Annotated in this window: 10 protein-coding genes; 4 read left to right on the forward strand and 6 right to left on the reverse strand. The window is 71.7% G+C overall.

The window, feature by feature from the left end; translation table 11 throughout:
• Nucleotides 1–53: 53 nt before the first annotated feature.
• From ACNNMR_RS01295 to ACNNMR_RS01310, 4 genes are read left to right on the forward strand one after another with little or no spacing between them, the layout of a single operon-like run.
• Nucleotides 54–986 carry a carbohydrate ABC transporter permease gene (locus ACNNMR_RS01295; RefSeq protein ID WP_419992597.1) on the forward strand — a complete coding sequence of 311 codons (933 nt, stop codon included), beginning with the start codon at nt 54–56 and terminating at the stop codon, nt 984–986.
• Entirely contained in the window at nt 986–1,852 is an 867-nt protein-coding gene (locus tag ACNNMR_RS01300; RefSeq protein ID WP_419992598.1) for a carbohydrate ABC transporter permease, read from the forward strand. The genes ACNNMR_RS01295 and ACNNMR_RS01300 overlap by 1 nt, the downstream gene beginning before the upstream one ends.
• Nucleotides 1,853–1,866: 14 nt before the next feature.
• Nucleotides 1,867–3,063: an ROK family protein gene (locus ACNNMR_RS01305; RefSeq protein WP_419992599.1), complete on the forward strand. Its 1,197-nt coding sequence runs from the start codon at nt 1,867–1,869 to the stop codon at nt 3,061–3,063.
• Nucleotides 3,060–3,926, forward strand: coding sequence for a Gfo/Idh/MocA family protein (locus ACNNMR_RS01310; RefSeq protein WP_419992600.1), 867 nt, complete (start codon nt 3,060–3,062; stop codon nt 3,924–3,926). The genes ACNNMR_RS01305 and ACNNMR_RS01310 overlap by 4 nt, the downstream gene beginning before the upstream one ends.
• A 6-nt stretch (nt 3,927–3,932) precedes the next feature.
• Here ACNNMR_RS01310 and ACNNMR_RS01315 read toward each other — a convergent pair whose 3' ends face one another.
• From ACNNMR_RS01315 to ACNNMR_RS01340, 6 genes are read right to left on the reverse strand one after another with little or no spacing between them, the layout of a single operon-like run.
• Nucleotides 3,933–4,592 carry an aspartate/glutamate racemase family protein gene (locus ACNNMR_RS01315; RefSeq protein ID WP_419992601.1) on the reverse strand — a complete coding sequence of 220 codons (660 nt, stop codon included), beginning with the start codon at nt 4,590–4,592 and terminating at the stop codon, nt 3,933–3,935.
• A 29-nt stretch (nt 4,593–4,621) separates the two neighbouring features.
• Nucleotides 4,622–6,577: a glycoside hydrolase family 127 protein gene (locus ACNNMR_RS01320; RefSeq protein WP_419992602.1), complete on the reverse strand. Its 1,956-nt coding sequence runs from the start codon at nt 6,575–6,577 to the stop codon at nt 4,622–4,624.
• Nucleotides 6,578–6,622: 45 nt separating this feature from the next.
• Nucleotides 6,623–7,879, reverse strand: a complete 1,257-nt coding sequence (locus tag ACNNMR_RS01325; RefSeq protein WP_420000233.1) for a four-carbon acid sugar kinase family protein — start codon at nt 7,877–7,879, stop codon at nt 6,623–6,625.
• Nucleotides 7,879–9,126, reverse strand: coding sequence for a ribulose-bisphosphate carboxylase large subunit family protein (locus ACNNMR_RS01330; RefSeq protein ID WP_419992603.1), 1,248 nt, complete (start codon nt 9,124–9,126; stop codon nt 7,879–7,881). The genes ACNNMR_RS01325 and ACNNMR_RS01330 overlap by 1 nt, the downstream gene beginning before the upstream one ends.
• Nucleotides 9,127–9,146: 20 nt before the next feature.
• Nucleotides 9,147–11,756 (reverse strand): family 78 glycoside hydrolase catalytic domain, encoded by a 2,610-nt coding sequence (locus ACNNMR_RS01335; RefSeq protein WP_419992604.1) that lies wholly within the window; start codon nt 11,754–11,756, stop codon nt 9,147–9,149.
• 23 nt (nt 11,757–11,779) lie between these two features.
• Nucleotides 11,780–14,773, reverse strand: coding sequence for a glycoside hydrolase family 2 TIM barrel-domain containing protein (locus tag ACNNMR_RS01340; protein WP_419992605.1), 2,994 nt, complete (start codon nt 14,771–14,773; stop codon nt 11,780–11,782).
• Nucleotides 14,774–14,903: the final 130 nt, after the last annotated feature.

Genomic DNA, 14,903 nt, shown 5'->3' on the forward strand with positions numbered 1-14,903 from the left:
CGACGCCCGGACCCAGACGACCGGCAGGCGGCCGGTCCGTAACGAGCCGTCCCATGACCGCCAGCCGCCGCGAGAACCGCGCCGGACTCGCCTTCGTCACGCCCACCTTCCTGGTGGTGCTGGTCGTCGTGCTGATCCCCATCCTCTGGACGGTGCTGCTGGCCTTCCAGGACGCCAAGCTCGTCGACATCCAGGGCATGGGCCTCTTCGGTAACTGGTCCCTGGAGAACTTCACCGACGTCTTCGCCTCGGCCGGCTTCTGGTCCAGCCTCCTCACCACGCTCATCTACACGATCGGTGCGACCGCGGGCTCGGTCCTGCTCGGCCTGGTCGCGGCGCTCGCGCTGCGCAAGCCGTTCCGCGGCCGCGGCCTGATGCGCGGCGCGATGCTGCTGCCGTACGTGGCGCCGGTCGTCGCGGTCGCCTTCGTCTGGGAGGTGGCGCTCAGCCCGCAGTACGGCATCGTCAACGAGTGGGGCAAGAGCGTCTTCGGCTGGGACGACCCCATCGCCTTCCTCTCCACCCGCGAGTACGAAGTGAACCTGCTCGGCTGGCACTTCGACATTCCGCTCGCGCTCTTCACCGTCATCGCCTTCGAGATCTGGCGCTACTTCCCGTTCGCCTTCCTCTTCCTCCTCGCCCGGCTGCAGGCCGTGCCCGACGGCCTGGAGGAGGCCGCGCTGGTGGACGGCGCCACGCCCTCGCAGCGCTTCCGGCACATCCTGCTGCCGCAGCTGATGCCGGTGATCGCGCTGCTGTGCGTGCTGCGTTTCATCATGACGTTCAACAAGTTCGACGACGTCTACCTGCTGACCGGCGGCGGCTCCGGCACCGACGTGGCGGCCGTGCGCGTCTACGACTTCCTCACCTCGCGCTACGACGTGGGCGCCGCGGCGGCGCAGGCACTGGTGCTGGCCGTCGTGCTGATGGTGCTGCTGGGCATCTACTTCAAGTTCTTCGCCAAGAGGGTGCAGGAGGAGTCCTGATGACGCGCGCACAGTTCGAGGAGCGGTTCTTCGGGGTCGCCCGCTGGGTGGTGATCGCCTTCCTGGCGCTGATCACGCTCGTGCCCTTCTATTACATGATCGTGCTGTCGCTGAAGCCGATCGACTCCCTGCTGGTCGACCCCGGCTCGCTGTGGGTGGCGGCCAAGGACTTCACCCTCCAGACGTACCGGGACGTCCTCAAGCCCACCTCCGAGGGCGGCCAGGGCTTCCTGAAGCTGATGCTCAACTCGGCTCTGGTGTCCCTGGGCACGGTCGTGCTGACCCTCGCCGCGGCGGTGCCCGGCGCGTACGCCGTCAGTCGGCTGAAGTTCTTCGGCGGCCGCCAGGTGAGCGCGATGTTCCTGGCGGTCTACCTCTTCCCGGCGACGCTGCTGGCCGTCCCGCTCTTCGTGATGTTCGCGAAGGTGGGCCTGTCCAGCAGCCTGGTCGGGCTGGCGATCGTGTACGTGGCCCAGACGGTGCCGGTGTCGATCTACATGCTGAAGAACTACCTCGTCACCATCCCGTACTCGATCGAGGAGGCGGCGGCCCTGGACGGCTGCAGCCGCCTGCAGACGGTCCGCAAGGTCGTGCTCCCGCTGGCGCTGCCGTCGCTGATGGCCACGGGGCTGTACGTCTTCATGATCGCGTGGAATGAGTTCCTCTTCGCCCTGCTCTTCCTGGCCGCCGACCCCGAGAAGTGGACGGTCTCGCTCGGCCTCGCCCAGCTGTCCAACGGCATCGAGGTCTCCAAGACGGTTCTGATGGCGGGTTCGGTGATCCTCACCATTCCCGTGGTACTCCTGTTCTTCGCGGCCGAGCGGCTCCTCACCGAGGGCCTCACCAGCGGCGCGGACAAGAGCTGAACCAGGGAGGCTCGGTGGCAGGCAATCAGTCGAGCGCGGGACATCTGCTCGCGCTCATCCGCTCCGGCAGCGCCGTCACACGCGGCGCGCTGCAGCAGGCCACCGGCCTGTCCCGGTCCACCGTGGGCAACCGCCTGGACGCGCTGTTCGCCGCGGGCTGGATCCGCGACGCCGCGGGCACGTCCACCGGCGGCCGCCCTTCGGTACGGCTGGAGTTCGACGCCGGCCACGCGCTGGTGCTCGCCGTGGACCTCGACACCCGCCATGCCCGCGCCGCGGCGCTGGATCTCGCGGGCGGCGTACTGGCCGAGCGGCTGGGCGAGTTGCGGATCAGCGAGGGGCCCGAGGCCGTACTGGACGAACTGGGCCGCTGGTTCGCGGCCCTGCTGGAGGAGACCGGCCGGCCGGCCGCGGAGGTCTGTGGCATCGGCCTGTCCGTGCCAGGTCCTGTCGACTGGAAGACGGGCCGGGTCAACCAGCCCCCGATCATGCCCGGCTGGGACGGCTATCCGATCCGCGATCGCCTGCAGCAGGCCTTCGCCCGGCATGCGGGCGGCGCCGAGGACGTGCCCGTGCTGGTGGACAACGACGCCAACCTGATGGCCTTCGGCGAGCAGCGCGCCGGCTATCCGGACTGCACCGCCTTCGCCCTGATCAAGGTCTCCACCGGCATCGGCGCGGGCGTGGTCGTGGACGGCCAGATCTTCCGCGGCATCGACGGCGGCGCGGGCGACATCGGCCACATCCGGCTCCACGACGGCGCCGACGCGCTCTGCGCCTGCGGCTCGTACGGCTGCCTGGCGGCGGTCGCGAGCGGCGGCGCCCTGGCCCGCCGGCTGACCGAGCTGGGCGTGCCGACGACCTCCGGCTCGGACGTACGGGCTCAGCTGGCCGCCGGACAGCCCGAGGCGGTGGGGCTGGCGCGCGATGCGGGGCTGCGGGTCGGTGAGGTGCTGGCCACGGTGGTCACGCTCCTCAACCCCGGGGTGCTGATGATCGCCGGGGATCTCGCGGGGACGCCGTTCCTGACCGGCGTCCGTGAGGTGCTCTACCAGCGGGCGATGCCGCGCACGACCGCCCACCTGGAGGTGGTCACCTCCCGCCTCGGCGAACACGCGGGCCTGGCGGGCGCGGCGGCCATGGTCGTGGAGCACCTGTACGCCCCTGACACAGCGGACGCGCGGCTGGCCGCGCGCGGGAGGAAGCAGTGAAGCCCGTACGCGTCGGACTCGTCGGCGCCGGCCCCTGGGCCCGTACGATGCACGCCCGGATGCTCGCCGCCGGCCCGGAGACCGAACTCGCCGCGGTCTGGGCCCGCCGCCCCGAGGCCGCCGAAGAGACCGCCGCCCCTTACGGCGCCGAGGTGGCCGCCTCCTTCGAGGCGCTCCTCGACACCTGCGAGGCGGTCGCCTTCGCCGTACCACCCGCGGTCCAGGCCGACCTGGCGATCACGGCGGCCAAGGCGGGCAAGGCCCTCCTGCTGGAGAAGCCCCTCGGCCCCGACCTGGCATCGGCCCGCGCGCTGGCGGATGCCGTGGCCGAACAGGGCGTGGTCTCCCAACTCGTCCTCACCAAGCGCTATCACCCCACGACCCGGGACTTCCTCTCCCGCGCCGCCCGCATGGACGTCACCGGCGCCCGCTCCTGCTACCTCCACGGCGCCTTCCTCGGCGGCGACCAGGCCACGGCCTGGCGCCTGGAACACGGCGCCCTCCTCGATCTCGGCCCGCACCTGATCGACCTCCTCGACCTGGCGGTCGGCCCCATCGCCTCGGTCCGCGCCACCGGCGACCCCCGCCGCTGGGTGGAGCTCACCTGCGAGCACGAGAGCGGCGCCGTGAGTCAGGCGTCCCTCTCCGGCGCGGTCCGGCTCGCCCGGTCCAAGACGCGTATCGAGCTCTACGGCCCGGAGCGGGACCTGGTCTACGACACGGCGGACATCGATCACGACGAGTGCTGGCCGGTCCTCCGCCGCGAATTCGCGGCGGCCGTCCGCACCGGCCGCTCCACCGACCTCGACGCCGGTCGGGGCCTTCGCCTGCAGGAGCTGCTGGCACAGGCCGTGCGGGACTGACGCGCCTCAGCGAGCACCCTCCCTTCCGAAGCTCTGGCCGATGCGCCGCATCCCGAGCTCCGGGCTGCTCAGAACCGGGACGGCCACGGCGGATCGCTGGGCGGCCGTCGCCATGGACGCCTGGGCGAGGACGATGACATCGGCGGTCGCGGCCTGGCGTTCGACGGCCGCTGCGACCAAGGTGTCGTGCCTTTCCCGGTCGCCGCCGGCGACGGCTTCGAAGGCGCCCTCGACGACGACCTCGGTGAGCTCGACCTCGCGCCCGTGCAGCTCCGCCCGTTCCCGCAGCAGTGCGGCGGTGGGCCCCAGCGTGGTCTGCAGGGTGGCGACGACGCTCACCTTGTCCGCGCCGCGCACCGCCTCGTCCGCCATCGCCTCGTCGATACGGAACACCGGCAGCCCCAGCTCCGCGGCCAGCGGAGTCGCGTAGGCGGAGATCGACGAGCAGCTGAAGACCAGCGCCGACGCCCCGGCCCGCTCGGCCGCGCGGCCCAGCGCCGAGAGCCGGGCCGCGATGTCGGCGGGGGCGGCCCCGCGGCCCAGATCCGCGACGATCCGGTCGTCCAGGAGGTGCTGGACCTCCGTGTCCGGCAGATATTCGGCGGCGAGTGCGGTGAAGGTGGGAATGACCACCGCTCCGGTGTGCAGAAATGCGATCCGGCTCATGAGGGGATCCTTTTCGTGGAGTGGATGGATTAGCGCAGCAGCTGGAGCCAGACGGACATCTCGCCCGGGCCGCGGTTCGCCCACAGCGCGTAGGGCACGAGTGTGATGTCCAGGGCGGTGGGCGGTGTGGTGTCGAGTTCGCCGTAGAGCTGTCCCGTGGGGACCTGGTCCGGCAGCCGGGCGGCCGTCGCTTGGAGCAGCACATGCCCCGCAAAGAGGTCGGTTCCGGCCGTCTCCGTGAAGGGCGTGGACGCGCGCACGGCGACCGATTCAACGCCGGTGCCCTCGGGGAGGTCGGCGCTCTCGACGCAGTACACGACCGGGCCCCGCACGACGCAGACCTGGTTGGTGGCCTCCTCCACGAAGTGATGGGCGACCGTCAGGCGCGGGCGCATCGGGATGCGTACGTTGACGGTGGTGTCGTCGCTCCACTCGCGGTCGACGACGACGTATCCCTTCTCCACGCGGTCGATGTGGGCGCCGTCGACGCGGACCTCCACCGTGTCCGCCCACCTGGGGACACGGATGCGCAGCGCACCGCGGACCGGGGCGCCGGCGCTCACCTTCAGCGTGATGTCGCCGGACGCGGGGAAGTCCGTCGTCTGCGTCACCGTCACCGGCACGCCGTGGAAGGTGGTCGTCGCGCTGCCCGTCACGAACTGGTGCACCCACAGGTCGGCGGGGCCCGACGAGTAGACGTAGTAGGGCAGTTCGGCGATGACGCGTGCGACGTTCGGGGGGCAGCAGAAGCAGGCGCGCATGTACTCCTGGCGCATGCGCTCGTGGGACGGGGGCGGTGGCACGTCCTTGTGGTCGCCGGGACGGCGCAGGCCGTACGGCAGATCGCGCACCTGCCGGAGCGGGTTGACGTAGAAGTACGTCGTCGCGTCCGCGCCGATCATGGCGGGCAGCGCGTTGTAGAGGACGCGCTCGATCGCGTCCGCGTACCGCGACTCACCGGTGAGGCTGAGCATCCGCCAGGCCCACATGACCAGGCCCAGAGACGCGCAGGACTCGTTGTAGGCCGTGGTGTTGGGCAGCTGGTGCGGGCGGCCGTACGCCTGGTGGGTACGGGTCACCGACCAGTAGTCCTGGCCGGCGTCGGGCGAGGCCCCGTCGTAGAGGGCGCCGCAGCCGCCGGTGATGTAGAGCTTCGAGGTCTCGAGGTCGGTCCAGATGCTGGTCAGCGCCTCGATGATCTCCGGGTCACCGGTCTCCAGCGCGTAGTCGGCCATGCCCGCGCAGAGGTAGTTGGCGCGGACCGCGTGACCGACGGCGCCGCGCTGTTCCCGTACGGGCAGCACGTCCTGGTTGTCGTCGCCACCCTCGGGGCCCTTGCCGCCGTGCAGGTCGAGGAGCCGCCCGGCCAGGTCGAGGTACTTGGCTTCGCGGGTGACCCGGTACAGCTCGACGGTGCCCATGTAGTGGGAGGGGCAGATGTTGCAGTCGGCCAGCAGCTCCGGCGTGGTGTCGGCCACCTTGATCAGGAAGTCGGCGACGCGCACTGCCGGCGCGAGGAAGCCCTTGTCGCCTGTAATCCGGTAGTGGAGACAGGCGAGGGTCATCAGATGGCCGAAGTTGTACGTCTCGAAGTCCATCCGCTCGCTGAACGGCTGCAGGTCGGACCCCGACCGCTGGGCGATGGTCGTCTTCGTGTGGAGGTAGCCGTCCGCGCGCTGCGCCCGCTCGATCGCCGTGGCGGCCTTCGCCAGGTGGGCACGGAGTTCACCGTCCTGGGTGTCGGCGGCCGCGAACGTCGCCGCTTCGAGCCACTTGTAGAGGTCACCGTCCATGAAGGGCGGGCCGTCGTGGATGCCCTCGGTGTCCCCGGCCGCGACGCGGAAGTTCTCGTAGGCGTGGGCCACGGTCGGGGAGAACATAATGGCGCCCATGCTCGGGATGGTGAGTTCGAGCGCGCGCTTGCGGAGCGTCGCCAGGGGGCTCTCCCCCGCCATGACGCTGCCGCCCGCCGCCACTGAAGTCATCTGTGCGTGCGGGCTGGCACTGGTGTCGGTGAGCATGGGCGCCTTTCAGATCGGAGAATGCGGGGTCAGGGGGCGGCCGTGGCGTACGTCGTCGAGAAGGTCCTCGTGGCCCATCTGGCCGCCCTTGAGAACGACTTCGACCGCGCGGAGATGGCGTGCGGCGCCGACGGCGACGCACACGGCGACGTTGCCCCAGGGGCGGTTCTCGATGGAGAGCCGTTGGATCCCGAGGCGCCGCAGTACGTTCCCCGAGGTGTCGCCGCCGCAGAGCACCAGGCGCGTCGTCGGCTCCTGCCGCAGGCAGGCGGCGGCGATCTCGGCCAGCCGCTCCTCGATGGCGGAGCTCGCGCGCGGCGCCTCGCCCAGGGTCGAGTCCACCGTGACGCTCGTGCCGCGGGCGAGATGCCGGCGGATGCGCCGTATCGCCTCGGCGCCGAAGGGGTCGACGGTGCTCCAGCCGGCCCGCTCCGCCGCCGTCAGCTGGCGCTGCGTCAGCGCCGAGCGGCTGCCGCTGAGCACCAGGGTCGGCACGGATGAGGCGGTGGCCTCGGTACGTAGCGGGCGGAGCCGGTCGTCCACCTCCAGGGCTCGGCCCAGCGCGCCGCTCAGACCGCCTGCCCCCAGGACGAAGCGCGGTCGGGAGGCACCGGCCATGAGCGCCGCCGCGATGACATCGAGGTGTTCGTCGGTGAATGCGTCGCAGACCACGGCCGCGTCGCCCGCCCCGTTCAGGACCTTGGCCACTTCGGCCGGATCGGCGAGCGCCGGCCAGTGCAGGGAGCCGATGGGCAGGTCGGTCTGGGCCGACAGGTGCAGGCGCAGGTCCGACTCCGTGGCCGGGGTGACCGGATGGCGCCGCATCGTCGGCTGCCGGTCGAGGCGGTGGACCTGCGCGCCGTCACGGGCGAAGTGATGGCCGAAGAACGTGTACCGCCCGAAGCCGGGCTGTGCGAAGGCGACGGGCACCGGTACGGCTGCCGGAAACACCTCACGGCCGAGTTCGACAGCCCTCCCGAGGCTCCCGACGTCCGGCGAAGAATCGGCCGTCGAGCACGCCTTGTACTGCACCACCTCGGCGCCCAGCTCGCGGAGCCGGGACAGGGCCGGCCCCGCCTCCGCCGCCATGGCCGGTGTCGGCAGCGATCGGGAGGTGCCGGCGATGCCGACCACCTGCAGGTCACCCGGCGGCGGTTCGACATCCGGCGAGGTAACCAGCACGCCGCCCAGACCGGCCTCCCGGAGCTGCAGCAGCGCGTCCACCGACCCCGTGAAGTCATCGCCGTAGAAGCCGATACGGGGCATCACCGCCGCCCGAACTTAGCGAGCGCCGTGGCGAGCTCCGGAACCGCTGCCGCCCGGCCGTCCAGCGACTCCCCGTCGAGCGCCGCCGACCACGCCTCCCGCAACGCCCGCACCCCGGCCGCCGAACCGTCCGGATGCCCGTGGATGCCCCCGCCCGCCAGCACCAGCAGGTCCGACGTGCCCACCGCCTCGTACGTGGCGTGCGCCAGGCCGGGAGTCTGGCCCGAGGACAGTACGGGCAGGCACCCGTAGCCGCCCAGCAGCGGTGTGCGCACCGCCCGGATGGAGGCGAGCACCTCCTCGTCCGACTCGTAGAACTTGTTCGCGATGCCGTTGGTGTGCAGGTGATCGACCCCGGCCAGGCGCGCCAGCTTCTGGAACGCCCCGAAGGCGATGCCCAGTTGCGGGGACCTGGAGTACGCGCCGAATCCCGCGCGGTGGCCGTGGATGGGCAGTTCGCAACGGCGGCGGAGATACTCCGTTCCGGCTAGCCCCACCGAGTTCACGCACACCATGACGCAGGTCCCGCCCGCGTCCCGCACAAGATCGTGGTTGTACGCCAGCCGGTCGATGTCGTCGGTGATGTTGAACGCGTACATCGGCATCCGGCCGGTGCGGTCGGCGGTCCGCTTCAGCACCTCCATGACGGCCGGCACCCGCTCGGCCAGCGGCAGGCCCGGCGGGTTGGCCTGGAGTTCGTCGTCCTTGATGAAGTCGATGCCGGCCTCGGCCAGCTCCGCCACCAGTGCGCACAGCTCGTCCTCGGACAGGCCGATGCTCGGCTTGACGATGGTGCCCAGCAGCGGGCCCTCGGGGCGACCGGCCAGCTGCCGGGTGCCCGCAACGCCGAACCGCGGGCCCGGATACGCCTCGGCGAACGCCGCCGGAAGGTCCAGGTCGACCAGGCGCAGCGCCGCCGCCTCGCGCAGCTCGAACAGATTGCCCGCGACGGCCGCGAGCACATTGGGCAGCGAAGGACCGAAGTTGGCGAGCGGGAAGTCGATGCTGACGCGCCCGCGGCGGAGCGCCTGTGGGTCGCCGGTGGCCCCTGGCAGCGGAGGCCTGCCGCTGGGCGGCAGTTCCTCGGTGGCCCGTACGGTCGCCGCATGCCGGGCGCGCAGCTCGGCGGTCTCGCGGGCCACGGCCACGAAGGTGCCGCACGACTGCTCACCGGCCATCACGCCGGCCACTTCCTCCAGCGGCAGCGCCGACTCGATCTCGTATACGGCCGTGACGATGTCGCGCACGGGCCCCTCCCTATGCATCGTCATCGACCGGCGAGCGCGTCCGGAACGGCGGTCAGCGGCGCCACGAAGCTGTGCTGCCCGCTGGTCACGGACTGCGGGTCCATCCCGGGCAGTTCGACCACTCCGTCCGCGCCGGTGGGCACGTCCACGGTCACGCTCAGGCGGTCACCGTCGATCTCCCAGGCGATGGCAGCCCGCCCGTACGGCGTCTCATGCTCCGCCTTCGCCCAGGTCAGTCCGCCGCCGGGGCGCGGCCGGAACCGGATCGACCGATAGCCGGGCGCGGCCGGCTCCAGGCCGGCCACCACGCGGTGCAGCCAGTCGGCGACCGCGCCGAGGGCGTAGTGGTTGAAGGAGGTCATGGTGCCGGGGTTGACCGTGCCGTCCGGCAGCATGCTGTCCCAGCGCTCCCATATCGTCGTGGCGCCCTGCGTGATGGCGTACAGCCAGGACGGGCAGCCCTGTTCGAGCAGCAGGCCGTACGCCGTTGACGTCGCGCCGGACCGGGTCAGGGCGTCGCAGATGATCGGCGTGCCGGCGAAGCCGGTGGCGATGCGGTGGTCCGCCTTGGCGACGAGCTCGGCGAGGCGGCGGCCGGCCGCCGCGCGCTGGGCTGCATCCGTGAGGAGGTCGAAGGCGATGGCGAGGGCGTAGGCGGTCTGGGCGTCGCTGGTCATCCGCCCGTCGTCCCGGACGTACGCGGCCGTGAACGCCTCGCGCACCTCGTCCGCGAGGCGTTCATAGCGGGCCGCGTCGGTCGCCAGGCCGAGGACCGCCGCGCTCTGCGCCAGGTGCCGGGCCGACCAGGCGAAGTAGGCGGTGGCGACCAGGTACTTGTCGGTGCGGGCATCGGCCGGGTCGTCCGGGGGTGCCGCCGGGTCGAGCCAGTCGCCGAGCTGGAAGCCGTCGTCCCACAGGTGGGACTCGCCGGCCAGCCGGTCCATCAGGTCGACCCACGCATTGGCACTGGCGTACTGCCGGCGCAGCAGTCCGACGTCGCCGAACCGCTGGTACAGCACCCACGGCGTGAGCACGGCGACGTCGCCCCAGACCGCGCCGGGACGGATCGGGGTCCACATGTCGTGCGCCGGGATGACGGGTACGTACCAGGGCACGGTGCCGTCGGGAAGCTGCTCGACGGCGACGTCCTTCAGCCAGCCGGAGAGCATGCCCGACACGTCGTAGAGGAACGAGGCGGTGGGGGCGAACACCTGGATGTCGCCGGTCCAGCCGACGCGTTCGTCGCGCTGCGGGCAGTCGGTGGGAATGTCGAGGAAGTTGCCGCGCATGCTCCACACGACGTTCTCGTGCAGGCGGTTGACCAGCGGGTCCGAGCAGGAGAACCAGCCGGTGCGGGTCAGGTCCGTATGCAGCACCCGGGCCCGGATGTCGCCCCGGGCCACCGCGGCCTCCAGGTCGTCGGGCCAGCCCTCGACCTCGGCGTACCGGAATCCGTGGAAGGTGAAGCGCGGCTCCCACTCCTCCGCCTCGCCGCCCTTGAGCACGTACGTGTCCGTGGACTCGGCCGAGCGCAGCGGGCGCCGGTAGACCTCGCCGTCCTGCAGCACCTCGGCGGTACGCAGGGTGACGCGCTGTCCGGCGGCGCCGCGCACCGTGAAGCGGACCCGGCCGACCAGGTTCTGCCCGAAGTCGAGCACGGCAGCGCCCTTCGGGGTGCGCAGGACCGCGACCGGGGCGACCTCCTGCGTGCACCGCACCGGCGGGCCGTCCGGGGCGACGAGGGTCGCCGGGTCACGCTCCCCGAGGGCCACGGGAGTCCACTCGGCGTCGTCGTAGCCGGGGCCGGACCATCCGGGGCGCTCCTCGCGGGCGTCGTAGACCTCGCCGTCGTAGTTGCCGCTGCGCAGGATGGGCCCGAAGGCGGCGCGCCAGTGTGCGTCGGTGGCGATCAGGTCGCGGGTGCCGTCGGTGTAGACGAGTTCGAGCTGGCCGATGAACGAGAGGTCGGAGCCGTAGAGATTGCGGAAGCCGCCGAGCCAGCCTTGCCGCCCGCGGTACCAGCCGTCGCCGAGCCACGCCCCGATGACGTTCTCGCCCTCGCGCAGCAGGCCGGTCACGTCGTACGTGTAGTAGCGCAGCCTGCTGCCGTACACGGTCCAGCCGGGCGCCATCGCGTCATCGGAGACCCGCTCGCCGTTCAGTTCGGCCTCGTACAGGCCGTGGGCACTGGCGTACAGCCGCGCCCTGGCCACCGGGCCGCGCACCTGGAACGCGCGCCGGACCAGGGCGGGCCGGCGCTCGGCCTCGGGGTCTTCCGGCCACGCCCCGCCGACTGGCACGGCGGCCCAGTCGGCCGCGTCGAGCAGGCCCGCCTCGGCCACGCCCGGTTCGCTCCACTGTGAAGCCGCCCCGTCGGTTCCGACGACGCGGACGCGGACGGCCACGCGCTCGCGGGATCGCAGCGGCGCGGCCGGCCAGGGCACCAGCACGGACTCCGGTGAGGTGACGCGCCAGGTGGCCGTGGCCCGGTCGCCGGACACCTCGATCTCGTAGGCCGTCTGGCGCCAGCCCGGCTCGGCTCGGGTCTGCCACGACAGGCGAGGCGCGGACACGCCGATGCCGAGGGCATCAGGGAGATGCTCGAAGGCCGGGGCGGAAGGTGTCACCATGAAACGGGTACGTCCTCTCGGGTTCAGGAGTCGCGGCGAAAGCGGATCTTGAGGGCGGCGGGTTCGATCGGCACCTCGTAGCGGTCGGGCAGCGCCGGTCCGCAGGACGAGGAACCGAGGCCGCGCTGCCGGACGTCGAGGTTCAGCCAGATGTGGCCGGAAGGGACGAGGTCTACGGGATGGCGCGCCTGCTCCAGGGCCTCGCTGGTCCAGGGGCGGGCGGTGAAGTCGAAGTACGTGCCGGGCGCCGCCTCTATCCGGAGCGGCGGGACGCCGGGACCGCGGAGCACCAGCCATCGGGTGTCCAAGTGGTTGCCGTTCTCCTGCGGCACCTCGAACGGGACCTGCAGCTCGTCGATCCCGGCCTGGAACCGGCCCACCCGCGTGGCCGCGAAGGCGTCGGCGTACGACTGTCCCGGCCCCCGGCCGAACCACTCGACGGTGTCGTACGCGCCCGGCAGCCCCAGCCGGAGACCCAGTCGTGGGGGTCGTACCCGGTGCTGTCCGTACGGCGTGTTGCCCCAGGGCCCGGTGAAGGCGAAGGACGCGTCCAGATCGACCCCTCCCCCGGCGGCCGCCGTCCAGGCGAAGTCGGTCAGCAGGGCGAATGTCTGGGTCGATGGCCCGCTGCGCATGCGTATCCGCAGGCTGTTCTCGCCGGTGGACACGCCTAGCGTGCGGTGCACGAAGCGGTCGAGGCCGACCGCCTGCCAGGATGCCGCCGTGTTGTTACGGGCGCCCTGGCCGCGGTCGTTCTCGGTGGGCGCTCGCCATACGTCGGGAACGACACCTGTCACCGGGATGCCCAGCAGCTCGGTGATGCTCGAGCGGTCGTGCCGCACGAGCCGGGACACGTCCGCGCTCGTGGATGACGGGGCGGGCTCGTGCTCCTGGCGGCGCATCCGCGTCTGGCCACGGCCTGTGACGTGACCGGCCGGTGCCCAGGATGTCGCCTCCTTGAGCTCGGCCGTGACGGTGAGCCACTCCTCGGCTCCCGCGGCGCCCTCGCCGGACATGGCGTCCGCGGGCAGCTCGACGCGCGTGTCGGTGCGGGGCGCGATCGCCGGGACGTCGAGCAGCCCAGAGCGCACGGGCACGCCGTCCGATTCCACCGTCCAGGAGAAGGAGAACGCCGACGTATCCATGAAGTCCTGCGCGTTACGCAGCCGTACGGTGCCCGACGGCAGGTCGAAGCCGACCGTCACGGCGGCGCAGGCCGCGGTGAGTTCGGCATAGGCCGGCGTGGGCGTGCGGTCGCTGTTCAGGATGCCGTCGAGGCAGTAGCGGCCGCCGTTCGGGCGGTACGCGACGTCCCCGCCGTGCGCGACGATGCGGCGCCCGTGGGTGTCGACGGCCGTGAAGCCGTGGTCGATCCATTCCCAGACGAACCCGCCGCAGAAGCGCTCGTGCGACTCGAGGATGTCCCGGTAGTCGAGCAGCGACCCGGGGCCGTTGCCCATGGCGTGGGCGTATTCGACCAGGAGGAACGGCATTTCCCGGCGCCGGATGTCCACGGCCGAGCCCGGCTCGACCCCGTCCGGAGTGGGCTCCTGGCGGCGCCCGATCGCTTCGAGCTCGTCCAGCGACGGGTACATCACGGCGTAGAAGTCCGAGGGTGCGTACGTGGGGTCCCGCTCGTACAGGATCGGGCGCCCCGGGTCCCGCTCCCGCAGCAGTGCCCGGGCCTCAAGGAAGGACTCGCCGGAGCCGCTCTCATTGCCGAGGGACCAGATGACGACGCTGGGGGAATTCTTGTCCCGCTCGACGGTGCGCAGGATCCGGTCCAGGACCGCCCCGCGCCACCGGGGGTCCGCGGCCGGGTTGCCCTCCCAGCCGGCGTACACGAACCCGTGGGTCTCGACGTCGGCCTCCTCCACCACCCACAACCCGTACTCGTCGCAGAGCTCGATGAACGCGGGATGCGGCGGGTAATGGCTGGTACGGACGGCGTTCACCCCGGCGCGCTTCATCAGGACGACGTCTTCGCGCATGGTCTCGAGGTCGAGCGCCCTGCCGCGCTCCGGGTGGTGCTCGTGCCGGTTGACCCCGCGGAAGAGGACGGGGCCGCCGTTCACGAGGAGGCGCCCGTCCTCGATCCGTACGGTGCGGAAGCCGACGCGCAGCTCGATCGTCTCGGCCGGAGTGCGCAAAGTGCCGTGGTAGAGGCGGGGGTTCTCGGCCGACCAGGGTTCGACGCCGTCGATGCGGACGGTGCGGCCCGTCTGCGTGCGCACGCCGAGGCCGGGGATCTCCACTTCGGCCGGGACGTCGGCCTCGATGAGGAGGGTGCCGGATCCGTCGGTGTGGTCGTAGCCGGACACGACCCGGTGGTCGCCGATGCCGCCGGCGGGCCGGTGGAGCAGGTCGACGCCGCGGAAGATGCCGGGGAGCCACCACATGTCCTGGTCTTCCAGGTAGGTCCCCGCGGACCAGCGGTGCACCCGCACCACGAGCACGTTCGCGCCGGGCTTCAGCAGAGCGCCCACCCCGTACTCCACGGGGAGGCGGCTGCCCATCGACCAGCCCACGGGCTGTCCGTTCAGCCATACGGCACCGCAGGAGTCGACTCCCAGGAAGCGCAGGAGAGTTCCGCCCGCGCGCTCGTCCAGCGGCCAGGTCTCCGGCAGGTCGAACCGGAGCCGGTAGTCGGCGGTCGGCGCGTCGTCGGGTACGTACGGCGGGTCGATGGGGACCGGGAACGCGGTGTTGGTGTACAGCGGTCCGTGCTCGTCGAGGCGCGGGGCCGGCACCTTCGGCTCATCCGCCCATGGCACGGTCACGTCCTGAAGGACCCAGTGGGAGGGCACATCGATCTCGTCCCACTCGCTGTCGTCGAAGTCGGGGGCCAGTGACGCCTGGCCGCCGCCCTCGGAGGTGGGCCACAGGCGGAAGCGCCACCGCCCGTCCAGGCTCAGGGCGGCCGCGTCGCTGCGGGCCCAGGCTCGCGGCTCCATACGACCCGAGCCGCCGGTGGTGGATTCCCAGTAGCGGGGGGTGATGACGGCGCGTTCCGGCACACTCAGCTCCTCAGCAGTCGCTCCGGCGATGCTAAACCGGCGATTGACACGTTTCAAGAGCCAAGTCGCAACGGCAGAGTGCGTTTCTCCATAAAGAGCGTGGCATACTCGGCATCACTCTTGACTCGTG

Origin of the sequence: Streptomyces boninensis, from assembly GCF_048572725.1 — a bacterium.
Taxonomy (GTDB): Bacteria; Actinomycetota; Actinomycetes; order Streptomycetales; family Streptomycetaceae; genus Streptomyces; species Streptomyces boninensis.

Bases quoted from the DNA above. Each gene is read 5' to 3' on its own strand.
- ACNNMR_RS01300 (WP_419992598.1), top strand. From the start codon at position 986: ATGACGCGCGCACAGTTCGAGGAGCGGTTCTTCGGGGTCGCCCGCTGG.
- ACNNMR_RS01315 (WP_419992601.1), bottom strand. From the start codon at position 4,592: ATGAGCCGGATCGCATTTCTGCACACCGGAGCGGTGGTCATTCCCACC.
- ACNNMR_RS01325 (WP_420000233.1), bottom strand. From the start codon at position 7,879: ATGCCCCGTATCGGCTTCTACGGCGATGACTTCACGGGGTCGGTGGAC.
- ACNNMR_RS01295 (WP_419992597.1), top strand. From the start codon at position 54: ATGACCGCCAGCCGCCGCGAGAACCGCGCCGGACTCGCCTTCGTCACG.
- ACNNMR_RS01320 (WP_419992602.1), bottom strand. From the start codon at position 6,577: ATGACTTCAGTGGCGGCGGGCGGCAGCGTCATGGCGGGGGAGAGCCCC.
- ACNNMR_RS01335 (WP_419992604.1), bottom strand. From the start codon at position 11,756: ATGGTGACACCTTCCGCCCCGGCCTTCGAGCATCTCCCTGATGCCCTC.